The 17,353-nt window shown below is 68.0% G+C and carries 17 protein-coding genes; 7 read left to right on the forward strand and 10 right to left on the reverse strand.

All coding sequences use genetic code 11. The features are described from left to right. Window positions 1-52: 52 nt before the first annotated feature. From NED98_RS00855 to NED98_RS00885, 7 genes are read right to left on the reverse strand one after another with little or no spacing between them, the layout of a single operon-like run. The gene (locus tag NED98_RS00855) at window positions 53-1,210 is read right to left on the reverse strand and encodes an LLM class flavin-dependent oxidoreductase (RefSeq protein WP_265311489.1); all 1,158 of its coding nucleotides are present in this window, start codon (window positions 1,208-1,210) and stop codon (window positions 53-55) included. A 14-nt stretch (window positions 1,211-1,224) separates the two neighbouring features. Beyond that, window positions 1,225-2,187: an LLM class flavin-dependent oxidoreductase gene (locus tag NED98_RS00860; RefSeq protein WP_265311490.1), complete on the reverse strand. Its 963-nt coding sequence runs from the start codon at window positions 2,185-2,187 to the stop codon at window positions 1,225-1,227. Then, a complete protein-coding gene (locus tag NED98_RS00865; protein WP_265311491.1) occupies window positions 2,184-2,792 on the reverse strand; it encodes a nitroreductase family protein in 609 nt (202 codons plus the stop codon). The genes NED98_RS00860 and NED98_RS00865 overlap by 4 nt, the downstream gene beginning before the upstream one ends. Then, window positions 2,789-3,637 (reverse strand): ABC transporter ATP-binding protein, encoded by an 849-nt coding sequence (locus tag NED98_RS00870; protein ID WP_265311492.1) that lies wholly within the window; start codon window positions 3,635-3,637, stop codon window positions 2,789-2,791. Before NED98_RS00870 ends, NED98_RS00865 begins: the two co-directional genes overlap by 4 nt. A gap of 9 nt (window positions 3,638-3,646) precedes the next feature. Then, the gene (locus NED98_RS00875; RefSeq protein WP_265311493.1) at window positions 3,647-4,426 is read right to left on the reverse strand and encodes an ABC transporter permease; all 780 of its coding nucleotides are present in this window, start codon (window positions 4,424-4,426) and stop codon (window positions 3,647-3,649) included. Beyond that, on the reverse strand, window positions 4,423-5,175 hold the full coding sequence (locus NED98_RS00880) for an ABC transporter permease (protein WP_265311494.1): 753 nt from the start codon (window positions 5,173-5,175) through the stop codon (window positions 4,423-4,425). Before NED98_RS00880 ends, NED98_RS00875 begins: the two co-directional genes overlap by 4 nt. Next, window positions 5,172-6,305: an ABC transporter substrate-binding protein gene (locus NED98_RS00885; protein WP_265311495.1), complete on the reverse strand. Its 1,134-nt coding sequence runs from the start codon at window positions 6,303-6,305 to the stop codon at window positions 5,172-5,174. The genes NED98_RS00880 and NED98_RS00885 overlap by 4 nt, the downstream gene beginning before the upstream one ends. A gap of 310 nt (window positions 6,306-6,615) precedes the next feature. On the opposite strand from NED98_RS00885, the gene NED98_RS00890 reads away from it, so the two are divergent. From NED98_RS00890 to NED98_RS00915, 6 genes are all read left to right on the forward strand, one after another. Next, entirely contained in the window at window positions 6,616-7,626 is a 1,011-nt protein-coding gene (locus NED98_RS00890) for an ABC transporter substrate-binding protein (protein ID WP_265311496.1), read from the forward strand. An 84-nt stretch (window positions 7,627-7,710) separates the two neighbouring features. Next, window positions 7,711-8,850 (forward strand): sigma-54 interaction domain-containing protein, encoded by a 1,140-nt coding sequence (locus NED98_RS00895; RefSeq protein ID WP_265311497.1) that lies wholly within the window; start codon window positions 7,711-7,713, stop codon window positions 8,848-8,850. A 161-nt stretch (window positions 8,851-9,011) separates the two neighbouring features. Next, the gene (locus tag NED98_RS00900) at window positions 9,012-10,109 is read left to right on the forward strand and encodes an ABC transporter substrate-binding protein (protein WP_265311498.1); all 1,098 of its coding nucleotides are present in this window, start codon (window positions 9,012-9,014) and stop codon (window positions 10,107-10,109) included. Between the two features lie 12 nt (window positions 10,110-10,121). Beyond that, the gene (locus NED98_RS00905; RefSeq protein WP_265311499.1) at window positions 10,122-10,856 is read left to right on the forward strand and encodes a class II aldolase/adducin family protein; all 735 of its coding nucleotides are present in this window, start codon (window positions 10,122-10,124) and stop codon (window positions 10,854-10,856) included. 5 nt (window positions 10,857-10,861) lie between these two features. Beyond that, window positions 10,862-12,226, forward strand: coding sequence for an LLM class flavin-dependent oxidoreductase (locus NED98_RS00910; protein ID WP_265311500.1), 1,365 nt, complete (start codon window positions 10,862-10,864; stop codon window positions 12,224-12,226). 14 nt (window positions 12,227-12,240) lie between these two features. Beyond that, window positions 12,241-13,296 carry an ABC transporter substrate-binding protein gene (locus tag NED98_RS00915; protein WP_265311501.1) on the forward strand — a complete coding sequence of 352 codons (1,056 nt, stop codon included), beginning with the start codon at window positions 12,241-12,243 and terminating at the stop codon, window positions 13,294-13,296. 13 nt (window positions 13,297-13,309) lie between these two features. Here NED98_RS00915 and NED98_RS00920 read toward each other — a convergent pair whose 3' ends face one another. The 3 genes from NED98_RS00920 to NED98_RS00930 all read right to left on the reverse strand — a co-directional run bounded on the left by NED98_RS00920 (window position 13,310) and on the right by NED98_RS00930 (window position 16,402). After that, window positions 13,310-14,095, reverse strand: a complete 786-nt coding sequence (locus NED98_RS00920; protein WP_265311502.1) for a sulfite exporter TauE/SafE family protein — start codon at window positions 14,093-14,095, stop codon at window positions 13,310-13,312. 157 nt (window positions 14,096-14,252) lie between these two features. Then, window positions 14,253-15,044, reverse strand: coding sequence for a sulfite exporter TauE/SafE family protein (locus tag NED98_RS00925; RefSeq protein WP_265311503.1), 792 nt, complete (start codon window positions 15,042-15,044; stop codon window positions 14,253-14,255). Next, on the reverse strand, window positions 15,041-16,402 hold the full coding sequence (locus NED98_RS00930) for an ATP-grasp domain-containing protein (protein WP_265311504.1): 1,362 nt from the start codon (window positions 16,400-16,402) through the stop codon (window positions 15,041-15,043). The genes NED98_RS00925 and NED98_RS00930 overlap by 4 nt, the downstream gene beginning before the upstream one ends. Before the next feature lie 337 nt (window positions 16,403-16,739). Between NED98_RS00930 and NED98_RS00935 the strand changes: the two genes are divergently transcribed. After that, window positions 16,740-17,348: a cysteine hydrolase family protein gene (locus tag NED98_RS00935; protein ID WP_265311505.1), complete on the forward strand. Its 609-nt coding sequence runs from the start codon at window positions 16,740-16,742 to the stop codon at window positions 17,346-17,348. Window positions 17,349-17,353: the final 5 nt, after the last annotated feature.

Raw genomic sequence — 17,353 nt, forward strand, 5'->3', positions numbered from 1 at the left:
GCCGGTGGATGACCCGCCGGCGCCCCTCCCCCTTTTAGGCGTTTGATGATCGCTATTCGGCGGCGGCGAGCAACAGATCCCGGTTGCGGCCAAGCAAGGGAAGCACTTCCTCCCCGACGCGCCACGCCTCCTCGAGATGCGGCGTACCGGCGAGGATGAAGGCGTTCGCGCCACGCGCGATAAGGTCGTCGAGCCGCGCAGCGCATTGCTCATAGCTGCCGACAATGCCGAGCGCCGGGCCACCGCGCAGCAGGTTGAAACCGCCCCACAGGTTGGGCGCGACGATCAGATCCTCGTACCGCTTCGCCTCGCTCGGGCGGAGCGCCTGCTGGCGCGCCGCGCCGACCGAATCGGTCGGCCCGCCGCGGCCCTGCCGGCGACGCTCCTCGCCGACATGCTCGAACCCGATGCGGATGTCGCGCCACGCTTCCTCCTCGGTCGGGCGCGCGACGAGATCGACGCGCACCGCGCATTTCTGCTCGCCGCCCAATGCCGCGGTCCGTTCCTTCACGCGCGCGAATTTGTCCGCGAGCTGGTCGAACGGCTCGAGCCAGGAGAGATAGTAATCAGCGTGTTTTGCGGCCGATTGCAGCGCGGCGTCGGACGAGCCGGAGAACCAGATCTCGGGGATGTCCTCATGCGCCAAGAGCGGCGCCAGACCGCCGTGCTCGACCTCGTAGAAGCGGCCGCGATACGAGAAATCCTTCTGCGTCCACACGCCCTTGAACACGTCGAGGAATTCGGTGGTGCGGCCATAGCGGTCGTCGTGGCTGAAGCTGTCGCCCCACCAGGTTTGCGCCGGCCCGCCGCCGCCGGTGATGATGTTGAACACCGTCCGTCCGCCGGTCGCGCGTTGCAGACTGGCCGAGAGCCGCGCGGCGTGGACCGGGTTGAGGAAACCCGGCTGGAACGCGATCATGAAGCGGAACGTCCGCGTGGCGCGCGCCAGCAGCGGCGAGATCACCCAGGGATCGTCGGTATTGGGAAAGGACGGGATCAGCCCGCCGGTGAACCCGGCGCCCTCCGCGGCGCGCGCGATCTCGGCGAGATGGTCGATATAGCGAAACCCGTCGTCCGCGCCGGATGCGTCGATCCCCGGCGCGATGTTGCCGGCGGCGAGCGGCGACCAGTCGCCGCGATCATAAGCCCCGTAACGGATGCTGCTGTGGCAGCCGTGGGTCGGCAATCGCCAATAGAAATCGATCGTCATGGGATCACCTCGGTTCAGGCGGCGGCGCGCGACGCGTCGAGCAGCGCGCGCAAGCGGGGAAGGACGTGCTGGCCGACGACATAGCTTTCCTCGAGCGAGGAACCGCCGGTCAGGACGAAATGATCGACACCAAGCCGGGCGAGCGCGGCCAATCGATCGGCGACCTCGGCATAATCGCCGACGATCGCCTGTTCGGGAAGACCCGCGCGCGCGGCATCGCGACGCGCTTCCTCGTCGATGTCGCGCGCGAGCACCGGCTGGATCAGCCCGAAACCGATCGACCGCCGCGCCTGGAGCGCGAGCATGTCCAGCGCCTCGATCTGGCGACTGAGCGTCGCGAAGCCGGTCGCGCAGAACAGATGGACGTCGGCGACGCGCGCCGACAGCGCCAGTTCCTCCTTGCTCTCGCCCTGCAGGAAGACGCGCGGGAAGCGCACGCGGTTGAGCGGCGCATCGAACCCGCCATTCTCGACCTCGAAGAAGCGGCCCGCGAAGGAATAGGGATGCTGGCCGTGGACGCCGCGCGCGACGGTGAGGAATTCCTCGGTCCGCGCGGCCAGCGCCTCGTTGGGAACGCGATCGCCGTCATGCGCCCGTTCCACCGCGGGGCGCGACGGCGCGATCGCCCAGCCAAGCCGCTCGCGCGTCGCCCGTTGGAAGGTCACCGCCTGCTTGGCGGCATAGACCGCGGACCCCGCCGACGCGGGAAATTCCGCGACGAGCTCGATCCGCGGCACCTCACGCGCGATCGCCGCGGCGACGATCGCGGCATCGTCCGATTGCGGCCGATGCACGATGAACAGGCCGTCGAACGCGGTCTGCGCCGCGGCTTGCGCGATCTGCGCATAATGATCGTAGCGGGTGATCGCGCGCGTGCGCACGTCGCGCGCGATCCCGGTGGGCGCCGGGCGCGCGGCGATCTCGCCGCGCGCAGGCTGCTGCGCCACATCGAGCTGCCAATAGATCCGCACGGTCATGCAGCATTCCTTTCCTTGGCAAAGGCCGGCGTCCCCAGCCGCCCGGCGAACACTGTCTCATCGAGCGGGCGTCGCCCGTTGGGGGCTTCGGCGGCGTGGAATTCGGGATCGAGCGTATCGAGCCCGGCCAGCCGCCCGATCGCGACCATCGCCTCGATCGCGAAATCGTCCGGCACCGCGAGCCGCGTTCGCGCGGCATCGCGATCGAACCCGCCGATCCCGTGGGTATGCCAGCCGAGCAGCAGCGCCTGATGCGCGAAATTGGTCCAGGCCGCCCCGGCATCGAAACTGTGCGAGACATTGTCGACCACCACGCCGCGCCGCTCGAGCCGCAATTCGGACAGGATCACCACCAGCGCCGACGCGCGGCTTGCCCATAGCGCGTTGCGCGGCATCAGCAGCCCGACGAACGTCTCCCAATCGGCATCGCCCGGCCGCGCGAGCAGGAACCGCCACGGCTGGACATTCGACGCGGACGGCGCCCAGCGCGCCGCCTCGAATGCGCTCAGCAGCACCGCATCGGGCACCGGCTCGCCGGTAAAGCTGCGCGGCGACCAGCGGTCGACGAACAAGGGCTCGACCGGATGCGCCGCCTCGCGGGTCATCGGCGGTCCTCCCGGCCCGGCAGGCGCACGAGATTGGCGGGATCGGCCGGCGCCGCGGTCAGCTCGGCGAGGATCTCGTCCTTGAGCCGGTGGAGCAGCGGGGCGCCGCGATCGCGCGGGTGCGCCAGATCGACATCGACGATGCGCCGGATACGCCCCGGATCGGGCGCCATGATCACCACCCGGTCGCCGAGATAGAGCGCCTCCTCGACATCGTGGGTGACCATCAGCACGGTCGAACGCTGCGCCATCCAGATGCGTTGCAGCTCGTTCTGGACGTGCACCCGCGTCAGCGCATCGAGCGCGCCGAGCGGCTCGTCGAGCAACAGCAATTTGGGCTCGGTGACGAGCGCGCGCGCGATCGCCGCGCGCTGCGCCATCCCGCCGGACAATTGATGCGGATAGGCCTGTTCGAAGCCCTTCAAATTCACCAGCGCGATATGATCGGCGACGATCTGCGCGCGCCGCTCCTTGGGAGTGTCGGTGTTGAGCAGCGCCAGCTCGATATTCTGCGCCAGCGTCATCCACGGAAACAGGCGGTGGTCCTGAAAGACGATCCCGCGATCGAGGCTGGTGCTGGCGATGCGGTTCCCGTCGAGCCGGATCTCGCCGCTATAATCGGCATCGAGCCCGACGATCAGCCGCAGCAGCGTCGATTTGCCGCACCCGGAGGCGCCGACGATACTGACGAATTCGCCGGCCTTTACCGAGAGATTGATGTTGTCGAGCACGCGCCGCGGCTCGCCCCCGATCGTGAAGCTCTTGTCGAGATCGGCGATCGTCAGCGCGCCGCGCGCGGCATGATCGGCGGAAGCGACGGAAGGCGGCCGGGGATCGACGAACATAGTAACTCCTCAAAGCGGCGCGGCTTGCCAGCGCAGCAAGTGGCGGCGCAGGCGCTGGAACAGGGTGTTGATCGCGAAACCCAACAGGGCGGTGGCGATGATCGCGACGAGGATGACGTCGAGCCGCTGCTGGGTCTGGGCAAGCTGCATCGTGACGCCGAGCCCGCTTCCCGCGCCGAGCAGGATTTCGGTGGCGATCGATGCGATCCACGCGAAGGCGAGCGCCTGGGTAAGCCCGGTCAGGATCAGCGGCATCGCCGCGGGCAATAGCAACAGGCGGAACCGCTGGAACGGGGTGAAGCCGTAGAGCCGCCCGACATCGAGATAGCGCTGCTCGACATGCGCGACGCCCTCATAGCTGTTGAGCATCGCGGGAAAGAAGGCGGACAGGCAGACGACGATGAGCTCGGTGCCCTGCCCGGTGCCGAACCACAGGCCGAACAGGGGCAGCCAGCCAATCAGCGGCACCTGCCGGATGGCGTGGAGCAACGGCCCGAGCACGCGGTCGAGCGGTCGCCAGATCGCCATCGACACCCCCATCGCGATCCCCAGCGATCCCCCGATCGCCAGCCCGGCAAGGCTGCGCGACACGGTGGCGAACATGTCGCGCGCCAGCGCACCGTCCGCGACCAGCTCGACAAGCGCCGCGCCGATCGATTGAAGCGGGGCGAAGGTCAGCGCGCGCGCGCCGCCGCTGCTTGCCTGCCATTGCCACCAGGCGAGAAACAGCAACGGCACGACGAACCCGATCGCAAACCGCGCGGCGGGGCGGGCGAGCACTTGCTTCATGCGTATTTCCACCGTGTCGCGCGGTGCTCGATCGCCTTGGCGCCGCGATCGAGCGCGAAGCCGATCACACCGCTCACCACCACCCCGGCGAGCACCACGTCGATGCGGAACATCTGGCGGCCCATCTCCATCATCTGTCCGATTCCGCTGTCGGCGGCGAGCAGCTCGGCCGCGACGAGCACCACCCACGAGCGGGTCAGCGCCACCCTCATGCCCGTCAGCACCGCCGGAACCGTCGCCGGAACGAGGATGCGCAGGATCAGGTCGGGAATCCGGGTGCGATAGACCCGGGCGACCTCGAACCACGCTTTCGGAACGCCCCGGATACCGTCGAACGTCGCCAGCGCGACGGGAAAGAAGGTCGCCAGCGCGACGATCGCGATCTTGAACGGCTCGTCGATGCCGAGAAAGATCACCAGAACCGGCACGAACGCGATGACCGGCACCTGCCAGACGGCGAGGAAGGCGGGCGCCAGCGCGGCTTCTGCGAGGCGCGACAGCGCGATACAGGCGCCGAACGCCAGCCCGGCGACCGCCCCGATCAGATAGCCCAGACCGAGCCGGAACAGGCTTTCGCCGATATGCCGCTCCAGCTCACCGCTTCGCGCCAGCGACCACAGGGTTTCCGCGACATCCGCCGGCGGCACCAGCACCTGTGTCGGAAACACGCCGGAGAGCGCGGCGAGCTGCCATAGCGCAAGCAGCGCCAAAGGAGCGGTCAGCGCCGCGAGCGGCGCGCGCGCAGTCACGAATTCTTGCCCGTCGAAACCGGCGCGGGCGCCGCTGCCGCCGCGCTCCCCGCCGACCAGAAGCGGTCAAGCTTCAGATCGCGCAACGCGTTCGGGACAAACCGCTGGTCGATCAGCGCATCGACGTCGACCTTGTTGCGGACAAGGCCGCGCGCATAGGTGTAATCGGCGACCGACCGGTAATGGCCCGCGATATCGGGGGTGAAGATCGGCGAGAAGCGGTCGCGCCAGGCAATGCCGGATTCGGCATAATCCTTGGCCACGATCGCTTCGGGCAGGGCACCGCGCGAGGCCTGGTGGATCACCTCGGCGCGATGCTCCTCCAGCGCCGACCAGGCGGCGGCGCGCACGAAGGCATTGACGACGATCTGCGTCAGCTCGGGATGATGGTCGACGAAATCGCCGCGGCCGAACAGTTCGGCGCGCATCCGCCAGTCCGCCGGCGCCTGCTTGGTCGACCAGATGACGCGGCCGACACCGCGCTGCTCCAGCAGCAGACCGTCCGAGAGCAGGAAGGTCGCGTCGACATTGCCCGACGCGAGCGCGGCCGGCGTCGCCGAGGGATTGATATTGACGATCGTGAAGTCGCTGAGCTTCAGCCCGTTGGCGTCGAGCAATTTGGAGAAAGGCAATTCCCACGGACGGCCGCGATGCAAGGCGATGCGCTTGCCCTTGAGATCGGCGATCGTCTTTGCCGGCAGCCCGTTGCGCACCACCAGATAGGAATTCTGCCCCTGCCCGACCGGCGCGACGAGCTTGAGCGGCACCCCGCCCGAGACCGCGATGATCGCGGGAAAATCGCCATATGAGGCGAAGTCGATGCGCTTGCCCGAGAAGCCCTCGTTGATCAGCGGGCCGCCTACCGCGGTCGGGATCGGGGTGAAGGCGAGCTCCACCCCGCGCTTCGCCAGCTCCTGTTTGAGCCAGCCCTGCTGGATGATGATACCGGTCAGGCCGTTATAGACCTGCCGCCCCTCATAGGGATAAGCGATGCCGGCGATGTTGACGGTTCGCGCCGGCGCGGCCGAGCCGCTGGCGCGGTGCAACTGGAACGCGAGCGCACCGCCGAGCAACGCGAGCACCGCGACGAGGATCGCCCACGGCCGCGATGATTTACCTTCAGTCGCCACACGCAATTCCTTTCGCTGCCGACGATGCAGTTCGCGTGCCAAGCGCGCGTTTCCGCGGATGCGCGCGCCGCGCGCCTGGGGCGACCGCCCAAATTGCGCAAAATGAAGCAGCGCGCGGGCATCGGCTGCGCGAATTCCACCGATAAGCGTCGATCGATACGCCGCCCGGACGGAAGGTGCCGCTTGGCACGCGCCTTGCGATCAGCCCGTCAACCGCGGAGTCGTGACAGGGCACGGCCTGGCGGCGGAGAAGAAGATGGAAATTGACTGTCGCGCAGCGGGTGGCCCGGAAGCTTTGGATTCGATCTGGATGTCGCAAAGCCCGATCCCGGCGGCCTCGGGCATCGCCTGGGCGTTGGGGTGGATGGCGGAGGAATTCGCCGGTGACGGGATCGCGATCAAGCGCGTCGCCGAGAGCGGCCTCAGGCTGGTCGCGCCGGACCCCGAACGACAGGCGCGTCATCATTTCCGCGAGGCGGGGAACATCCAGGCACTCGCGGCGCGATCGCTCGGCGCCCCGACGCGGGTGATCGGATTGACCTGGATCGACGAGGGCCAGGCGATCGTCGTGCGCCCCGACACTCGGGTCCTGGAGCCGGCCGACCTCAGGAACCTGCGCTTCGCGCTGCCGGGCTTCGCGCGCACGCGCGGGGAGAGCATCGCGCGCGGCATGGCGCTCCACGGCATTCAAAGCGCGCTCGCGCTCGGTGGACTGACGCTCGGCGAGGCGCGGCTGGTCGAGGTCCCCGCCCCGCCGATCGAGCAGCCCAGCGCCGCCGGGATGCGCCGGTTATGGCTGGGGCTCGACTGGCTCGCCGCCGGACGCGTCGACGCGGTCTATATCAAAGGCGCGGCGGCGGCCGAAGCGGCGGCGCGGCTCGGCCTCGTCGTGGGGATCGATCTTGATTCCTATCCCAGCCGGCTCGCCCGGGTGAACAATGGCACGCCGCGCCCGATCACGGTGCATGCCGATATGATCGACGATCATTTCGACATCGTGGTGCGCTTCCTCGAACAGACACTGCGCGCCGCGGACTGGGCGGCCGGCAATCCGGCCGAGCTCAAGCACATCCTGGCGCGCGAGACGCTCGCGGGCATATCCGGCGTCGAGGCCGCCTATCGCGGCGATTTCCATCGCTCGCTGCACCCCGATCTCTCGCCCGATCGCGTCGACATGCTGGAGAAGCAAGCCAACTTCTTGTGGTTGCACGGATTTCTCGAACATCGCGTCGATGTCGCGCGCTGGATCGATCCGCGTCCGCTCGATGCCGCGCTGGCGCGACGCGCCGGCCTGGAACGGTATCGCGCGGCCGCCCGCTGAAAGCTGAGCTATCGAGCCTGCTTTAATTCCTACTTATTTAGTGGATGAATCTACGCTATCCTCCGCGACGACCCGGAGGAGATCATGGCCTCAAACCCGCAAGCCGATCGCGCAACGCGTCCCGATGTCGGTGTGACGACCGCGCATCATGCCGGCGGGCGCGCCGTGCTGGCTTTCGATTGCGACAAACATCATTCGGTCGGCGCGCGGGCGCGGGCGTTCATCTTCTCCGATCCGCGCTCGCGCGCGCTGATGCCGCTGATCGAACGCACCGCGCCGAGCGACGCCAATATCCTGGTGATCGGCGAGACCGGAACCGGCAAGGAACTGGTCGCGCGCTATGTCCACGCGATGAGCGACCGCGCGTCCGGCCCGTTCCTCGCGGTCAATTGCGGCGCTTTTTCCGAGACGCTGATCGAGGGCGAATTGTTCGGTTACGAGCGCGGCGCCTTCACCGGCGCGCATGCCGCGCGGCCGGGCTGGTTCGAGGCGGCCAACGGCGGCACGCTGTTCCTCGACGAGATCGGCGATCTTCCGCTCTCGCTGCAGGTGAAGTTGCTCCGCATCCTGCAGGAGCGCGAAGTCGTGCGGATCGGCTCGCGCACCGCCACCCCGCTCAACGTTCGCCTGATCGCCGCGACCAACGTCGATCTGGCGCAGGCGGTGGCAAAGGGCGTCTTCCGCGCCGACCTCTTCTATCGGCTGCAAGTCGTGACGGTGCCGCTCCTGCCACTACGAGAGCGGCGCGCCGACATCCTGCCGCTCGCCCGGCACTTCCTGCAGGTCTATGGCGACAAGCTCCCGCCCCGGCGGCTCGACCTCGGGCCGCGGGCGGAGGAGGCGCTGTACCGGCATGACTGGCCGGGGAATATCCGCGAGCTTGAGAATGCCATCTACCGCGCGACGCTGATCAACCAGGACGGCGTGATCCAGGTCGCCGATCTCGGGCTGTCGCCGCCGATCGCGATCGAGGATTTCGCCCCGCCGGGCGAGCCGCACGCCGCGCCCCCGGCGACCGCGCCCACGTCGATCGAGGATATTCTCCGGCCGGTCGTCGCGCGCCTGATCGACGAGGGGCATCCCGAACTGCTCGATCGGCTCGTCAACATCGCGGTGCGCGAAGCCTTTCAGATGTCGGGCGCGAACCAGATCAAGACGGCGAGCGCGCTCGGCGTCACCCGCAACGTCGTGCGGACCCATCTCAAGAATTTCGGGCTGATCTGATCCGTTGCCGCAGCAATAGCGGTGAAAACTCACCAATATTGCTGCTGAATATCGCGCATCGATCAACGCAGCGCGGCCCCCATCCTTCGCGACTCCGCCGAAATCGCGGCTTGGCATGAGCCTTGCTCCCTTCCCGTCACACGCTGGCCAAGGAGCTCAGAATGGCAACGACGCTCGATCGCATTGCCCCGACGCGGGAGAAACTCACCGAATTGTGGTTCACGCGCTGCCCGGTGCCGACCGCGACGGGGATCGCCTATAAGCTCGGCTGGCTCGGCGACGAATTCGCGCGCGACGGGATCGCCCTGCGCACGCTGCAGGAATCGGGGTCCGAACTCGCGCGGCATCATTATGATCATCGCCTGCCGACATTGATCCGCGAGGGCGGCAACATGCTCGCGATCGCCGCGCGCGCGCAGCATGAGCCGACCCGTCTCGTCGGCCTCACCTGGATCGAGGAAAGCCAACTGATCCTCACCCGCCCCGATACCGGGATCGCGCACGCGGCCGATCTCAAGGGCCGCCGCCTCGCGCTGCCCGGCTGGAGCCGCAACGACATCCCGAGCCATGTGCGCGGCACCAGCATCGCGCGCGGCATGTCGCTCGCCGGCTATAAGGGCGTGCTCGCCTCGGCTGGGCTGACCTTTGACGATGTCGAGCTGGTCGAGACCGAGGACCGGCTGCGCAACATCGGCGGCGCGGGCCGCGATCTCGAACCGCGCCGCTCAGGCGTCGGCCGGTTGTGGCCGATCGAGGCGCTCGTCGCGGGCAAGGTGGACGCCATCTATGTCAAGGGCGCCTCGGCGCTCGATCAGGCGCGCGAGGCGGGGCTGGTGATCGCGATCGATCTCGACGCGCTCCCGGACCGGCGCTTTCGGGTCAACAACGGGACCCCGCGCCCGATCACGGTCCACCAGCAGTTGCTCGACGAGCATTTCGATCTCGTCGCGCGCTTCCTCGCGGTGACGCTGCGCGCCGCCGACTGGGTGGCGGCGCAGCCCAACCGCCTGCGCGAGATATTGGAATTCGAAACCGCCGGCAGCGCGGGCGCGGTCGATCAGGCCTATGCCCGGCTCCACGAGGGGCTGCATCCGACGCTCGACGCCGATCGGCTCGCCTTGTTCGAGCAGCAGAAGAAATTCCTGTTCACCCACGGCTTTCTCGACGCCGATTTCGAGCTCGACGGGTGGGTCGATCCACGCCCGCTCGACGCCGCGCGCGCGATCAATGCCCGCGCCACCACCCCCGAACTCGCCTGAGAGGAGATCGTCATGTCCGAACAACCCGGCCTGTCGCCCGAAGCCATCGCCTTCGTCACCAAGACCGAGCAGGACGCGCGCCGCGCGTTCCGCCTGCTGCGCGAGACGCGCACCATCTCGCCGAGCGGCACCCTGTTCTTCGCGGTGCGCATTCCCGGCGAGGACAAGATCATTACGCTCAATTACGTCGGATTGTGGGAGGACGATCCCGATCAGGCGCAGACCGCGGTGATCGGCTTCGACGGCAACAGCTATTGGAGCAACAAGCCCGGCGGCGCGGCGCGTTACCTCAAGCTGTTCAAGACGCATCCCGACGTCCAGGCGATCAGCCACGTCCACACCCCGCATCTCGGCGCCTATTCGCAGGCGCATGCCGCGCTGCCGCTGCTCTACGTCCCCAACCGGCGCTTTCGTTTCTCGGCCGAGCTTCCGGTCTATATCAACCGCCGCCAGGCCGAGGTCGATTTCATCCTCGATGCGATCGAGAAGGATCGCGAGGTGCCGGGGATCGTCGAAGCCAATGGCGGCGCGACGATCTGGAGCTGGAAGGGGCTGCGCGATCTGGTCAACAATATCGTGCTGCTCGAGGAAGGCGCGCAATTCCAGATCCTCGGCGCCGCGCTCGGCGGATCGAAGCCGTTCGGCCCCGGCGTGCTCGAACAGCAATGGAAGATGGGCAAGCTCGTCCCCCCCGACGCGCATGTCGATGACGACGGCGTCATCCATTATGCGCAGGCCGCCGAGTAATTCCGATGGCGGCGAAACAGCGCAAGCTCGCGCTCGGCGTGTTCCTCACGCGCCACGGCCATCACCCCGGCGCGTGGCGGCAGCCGGGATCGGCGAGCAGCGGCCGGCCCGACTTCCGCTATTGGGCGGAACTGGTGAAGACGGCGGAACGCGGCAAGCTCGACACCGCCTTCTTCGCCGATTTCGTCGGCATCGCGGGGGACAGCACCAAAGGGATCGAGCGGCGGCACGCCTTTCTCGATTTCGAGCCGCTGACGCTGACCGCCGCGCTCGCCGCCGTCACCGACCGGATCGGGCTGGTGGCGACGGTGAACACCAATTTCGATCATCCCTATTCGCTCGCGCGCCGCTTCGCCGCGCTCGATCATATCAGCGGAGGCCGGATCGGCTGGAACATCGTCTCGTCGCTGGCGGACGGCGCGGCGAGCAGCTTCGGGGTCGAGCAGCCGCTGACGCATAGCGAGCGATATGAGCGCGCGTCCGAATTCGTCGATGTCGCGCGCGACCTGTGGGATAGCTGGGACGACGATGCATTCGACCACGCCGATCGCGACAGCGGTCGGTATCTCGATGCCAGTGCCGTCCACCCCGTCCACCACGACGGCAAATACTTCCACCTCGACACGATCCTCGATGCGAGCCGCCCGATCCAGGGCCATCCGGTGTTCGCGCAGGCGGGCAATTCGGAAGTCGGGCGCGACTTCGCCGCCAAATATGCCGAGATGATCTACGCCGCCGCGCAATTCCTGGAGGAAGCGCAGCGTTTCTACGCCGACGTGAAGGGCCGCATGGCGAAATACGGCCGCGATCCGGACACGCTGAAGGTGATGCCCGGCCTCTCCTTCGCGATCGGTTCGAGCCGGCAGGAAGCGCAGGACAAATTCTCCGCGCTCGAGGATGCCGTCGACTTTTCCGGCGAGTTGAACCTGATGGGGCAGGACGTCAGCGCCTATCCGCTCGACGGGCCGCTTCCCGATCTGCCCGAGCCGGAGAACGGCAAGGGGCGCTGGAAACAGCTCACCGCGCTGGCGCGGCGCGAGAATCTCACGATCCGGCAGTTGTTCCTGCGCTTCAACGCGGTGCGCGGGCATCGTGTGGTGATCGGAACCCCGGTCGATATCGCCGACCAGATCCAGGACTGGTTCGAGCGCGACGCCGCCGACGGCTTCAACCTGATCCCGCCGCTTCTCCCGAGCTCGCTCAGCGAATTCGTCGATCTCGTCGTGCCCGAGCTCCAGCGCCGCGGGCTGTTCCGCACCGAATATGACGGCACGACATTGCGCGACCACCTCGGCCTACCGCGCCCGCGCGTCGCCGTCGGCGTGGACCGACCCGCCGCCGACGTGCGGCTCCTTGCCGCCGTTTCCTGAAGAAAGGACCGATCATGACCGACAGGCTCGACACTTTGTGGTATACGCGTTGCCCGGTCCCCACCGGGCTCGGCATCGCGATCCAGCAAGGCTGGCTGGAGGCGGCGTTCCGGGCGCAGGGCACCAAGGTTTCGTCGCTGCTCGAATCGAACGATTTCGCGACGCGTGAATCGCATTTCAGCCACACGCTCCAGAATTCGGTCCGGCACGGCGGCAATATCCCGGCGATCAGCGCCAAGGCGCGCGGCCGCGACACGCGCGTGATCGGGCTGTCCTGGGCCGACGAGACCCAGCTCATCCTCGCCAGCCCGGAATCGGGGATCGCCACCGTCCGCGATCTCAAGGGCAGGCGCTTCGGCCTCCCCAATTGGAAGAATGTCGAAATCGACTTCACCCGCGCGCAGGCGATCCGCGGGCTCGAAAATGCGCTGCGCCTCGAGGGGCTGGAGGTTTCCGACGTCGAACTGGTCGATCAGGATATCGAGAGCCATTACAGCGACGAGCGCGCCGAGAATATCGGCGGGACGCTGGCGCGACGCGTCGGCGGAAGCCGCGCGCGCGCCAACAATCTCGAGGTGATCGCGCTGCTGCGCGGCGAGGTCGACGCGATCTTCCTCAAGGGCGCGCATGGCGCGCAGGTCGCGCATCAGTTCGGGCTCACCACGGTGATCGACACCGGCGCGCATCCCGAGCCGCTGATCCGATCGAACAACGGCACGCCGCGAACGCTGGCGGTCGACGGCCATCTGCTCGATCATCATTTCGACGCGGCGGTGACGATCCTCGATCAGGTGCTGCGCGCCGAAGCCTGGGCGCAGGATCATCCGTCGGAGGTGCGCCGCTATCTCGCGCGCGAGACCAATGCGAGCGAATATTGGGTGTCGGTCGCTTATGGCGAGGATGCGCAGACCCGGCTCAGGACCGATCTCGCGACGCAATCGGTGGAGGCGATCCAGGATTTCACCGATTTCCTGCATCGCTGGGGGTTCATCCCGCAAAGCTTCGATGTCGGCGGCTGGATCGATCGCCGGCCGCTCGACGCGCTGCGATCGGCCCGCGTCGCGGGCTGACGCGGGCGACGGGTCAGAAGACCAGCTTTCCCCCGACGAGCGCAAGCGTGCCGGCGAGGATCGGGCGCAACACCCGATCCGAGACGCGCGTGGCGACGAGGCTGCCGAGGATGATCCCCGGCACCGAGCCGATCAGGAGCGCGCCGAGCAGCGCGAAATCGACCGATCCGATCATCCAATGCCCCGCGCCGGCGATCAGCGTGAGCGGTACGGCGTGGGCGATATCCGATCCGACGAGCCGATTGGTCGGCAGGTTGGGATAGAGGATCAGCAGCACGGTCATGCCGAGCGCGCCCGCGCCGACCGAGGAAAGCGAGACGAGGATCCCGAGGATCGCGCCGAGCAGGACGGTCAGCGACATGACCTGCGGCTCCGGCCGCGGCGGAAACCGTCGCGTGAAATAGCCGACGATCGTGCCGCGAAACAGGATCGCGACCGCGGTCGCCAGCAAGGCCGCGCCGAGCGTCGTGGTGATGATCCGGCCGGTGCCGTCGAACCGCGCGCCCGCGGTGGAGAGGATCGCGAGCGTGACGATCGTCGCCGGCACGCTGCCCAGCGCGAGCCGGCGCACGACCTTCCAGTCGACCGTCCCGCCGGCGCCGTGGACCGCCGTGCCGGCCGATTTGGTGGCGGCGGCGTAAAGCAGGTCGGTGCCGACCGCGGTCGCCGGGTGGAAACCGAATGCGAGCACCAGCAGCGGCGTCATCAGCGAACCGCCGCCCACGCCGGTCATCCCGACAAGCATGCCGACCGCCACGCCGGCCAGCGAATAGAGCGGATCGATCGCGGCGAGAATCATCGGGCGGCCTCGTGGCGAGATGGGCGAGGGCTGAATCCGGGTCGCGGATCGCCGACGGTGGAAGCAGTGATAAACCGGCCCGCGCCCGCGCGATAAGCAAGTTCCTCTTTCACCCGGCGTAGCTCCATCTCCCCCGCATCAGTGGAGATTGAACGCGTCAATATCGTGGAAAGGCCGGAATCGGGCCGAAGACGAGCGCGAGCAGGCCGTAGAGCGCGGTGGTGATCAGCAGCCCGCCGACCAGCATGACGAGCAGGCGCGGCGGCACCTGCCGGACGAGAAGCGCCCCCAGCGGCGCCGCGGCGACGCCACCGATCAACAATCCGGCGGCGGCGATCGTGAACGCCTCGAACCCCAATGTCCTGATGAATGCCGCGAGCACCGTGACGGTCACGAAGAATTCCGCCGCATTCGCCGTCCCGATCGCCACGCGCGGGGTTGCGCCCTGCGCGAGCAGATGCCCGGTGACCACCGGCCCCCACCCGCCGCCGCCCGATGCGTCGAGAAAGCCCCCGATCAACCCGACCGGCCCGACGAGCCGCAGCCGCCGATAGGTATGCGGCCGCCGCGGGCCGCGCCACAGCAGATAGGTGCCGACCGCGGCGAGATAGGCGAACATCACCGGGCGCAGCACCGGCTGGTGGACGAGCGCGAAGATCCACACCCCGATCACGCCCCCGGCGACCCCGGGGACGGCGAGCCGCGCGAAGAGCCGCCAGTCGACGTTGCGCTGCGCGATATGGGCGAGGCCGGAAAAACCGCTCGCGAAACTCTCCGACGTGCGCACCGCCGCCGAGGCGGCCGGCGGCGGCACGCCGAGCGCGATCAGCAGCGTGTTGGAAAGGACGCCGAACCCCAGCCCCAGCGTCCCGTCGACGAGCTGCGCGAAAAACCCCACCACGATGAACGGCGCGAGATCCGCCCAGGGGATCGTCTCCAATCCCATCATCGCCGGAGCCGCGCGACGATATTGCGGACCCGGCCGGCGGGCGCGGTCAGCAGATAGGCGATCGGGAAAAGCAGCGCGATGACCGACAGAATCCCGCTGATCGCCGCATCGGCCCCCGCCAGCCACGGGATGATCGCCGCCCAGATCGACACCGCCAGGAGGACGATCAGGATACGTTCCGCCTCAACATCGTCGAACCCCAGCGGAATTCTCGTCGCGGTGCCGTCGAACAGCGCCTTCAGCCCAAGCTCTGTCCTCCCCCGCCGGTCGACCAGAACCGCGGGGAGCGCCGCGCGCGCGAGACAATTGGCCCCGGCGGCGATCAGCCGCAGCCCGACCGCGCTGGCGAACCCGCGGGCGTCGGTATTGCGATCGCCGATCGCGCGCAGCCCGCCACGGCCGCCGAACACCAGATCCATCAGCGCATCCCCCTCGGGCAGCGCGGGAACCGGCGGCACATAATCCTGCGTCGCGATGATCCACTGCAGGATCGCACCCGGTACGTCGAGCCCGGTCGCCCGCTCCAACCCCTGGAAACCCGGCGCCGAATTCGCCTCGCAGATGCGATAGCCGTCTTCGTCGAACAGGATGTCGATGCCGGTGACATCGAGGTCGAGCGTCTCGGCGGCGCGGATGGCGAGCTCCGCCATATCGTGCGGCGGATTATACGCCACCGCCGCGCCGCCGAGCGAGACGTTCGATTTGAAATTGCCCGTCAGCGAGCGGCGCTCCATCGCCGCGACCACCCGACCGCCGACCACCAGCACGCGCACGTCGCGGCCGTGGCTCGCGCGGATATAATGCTGGAGCACGAAATCGGCCTGGGCATGAGCGCTTTCGAGCAGCCCGGCGAGATCCTCGAACTGGCTGCGGTTCTCGCACTTGAGCACGCCGGCGCCGCGCGTGCCCTTCAGCGTCTTGACGATCACCGGAAAACCCAGCTCGCGCTCGACCAGCGCCGCATCGAGCGGGAATTTGCCGAGGATCGTGCGCGGGATCGGCAGCCCAGCGCGCGACAGGCTCTGCAGGCTGTGCAATTTGTCCGCCACGCGCTCGATCGCGGCCGGGCCGTTGACCAGCCGGACCCCGCGGCGCTCGAGATGGCGCAGCAGCGCCAGCGTCGTATAATCGGTCTCGGCCCCGGTGCGGCAGATGACGAAATCGGGGCGCTCGACGGGCCGCCCCTTATAGGTAACCGCCCAATCGTCCGCGGCGCCGACGACGAGATCGAACCGCTGCGGCTGCAACACCTCAAGATCGATATGCTGCGCGATCGCGGCTTCCTGGAAGCGCAGCACCTCGGGAACCTCGGGGAGCGAGGGATCGAGCGCATGTTGGAAAAGCAACCAGCCTTGCACGTTTCGCTCCCGATTCTCCGGTCCGGCACTCGGCCGGGCCGGCGGTCTCGCCCGAGCCGGCGCAACGGCAGGGCGGCACGCCGACCCCTCCGCCGGCATGATGCGGGTTAGGGATTAAAAACGAAAGGAATTTGCGATCACGCGATGGCGCACGGCAGCCGGAACCAGCGTCGCGCCGGCCGGTTTGATTTCGGGCCGCCCCCCGGCGGACCCCAATCGCCCACCGAAAAGGCCAGCCGATGAAACAGATCCCCGATGTTGATCGCGATTCGCCGAGCGCCAGCGGGCCGGCTCGCGCACACCGCAAGCGATTGCACCCCGGGAAAGCCGCCACCGAATGAACGCGCAGCCGGAAAGCGCCCCGTCCGCGCCGCATCGCGATCAGCCGGGCGACCGCGCGGCGTTGCTCGTGATCGATATGATCAATCCGTTCGATTTCGCCGAGGCCGATCGCGTCCGCCCCGCCGCCGAAACCGCAGCCGCGGTCATCGCCCGGTTGCGGGCGAAGGCCGATGCCCACGACGTCCCCACGATCTACGTCAACGACAATTTCGGGCAGTGGCATTCGGACCGCGATCGCTTGATCGCCGCCGCGCGCCCCGCGCTCGCGGGCGGCGCGATCGAGCCGCGCGAGCGCGATTTCTTCATCATCAAACCGCAATTCTCGGGCTTCTATTCGACCAACCTCGCGGTGCTCCTCCCCAAGCTGGGGGTGCGGCGGCTGATCCTGACCGGTATCGCGACCGAAATCTGCGTCCTGTTTACCGCCGCCGACGCGCATATGCGGGATTATAGTTTGTGGGTGCCCGAAAATGGCGTCGTCGCTCTCGACAGCGCGCACGGCGCGGCGGCGCTGGCGATCATGAACGCGCGGATGGGCGCCCGCACGACGCGCTTCGACGATCGCGCCTTCGCGGCCTGGCTTGCCGACGACGACGCGGATTGAGCCGC

This window comes from Sphingomonas lycopersici (assembly GCF_026130605.1).
GTDB lineage: Bacteria > Pseudomonadota > Alphaproteobacteria > Sphingomonadales > Sphingomonadaceae > Sphingomonas > Sphingomonas lycopersici.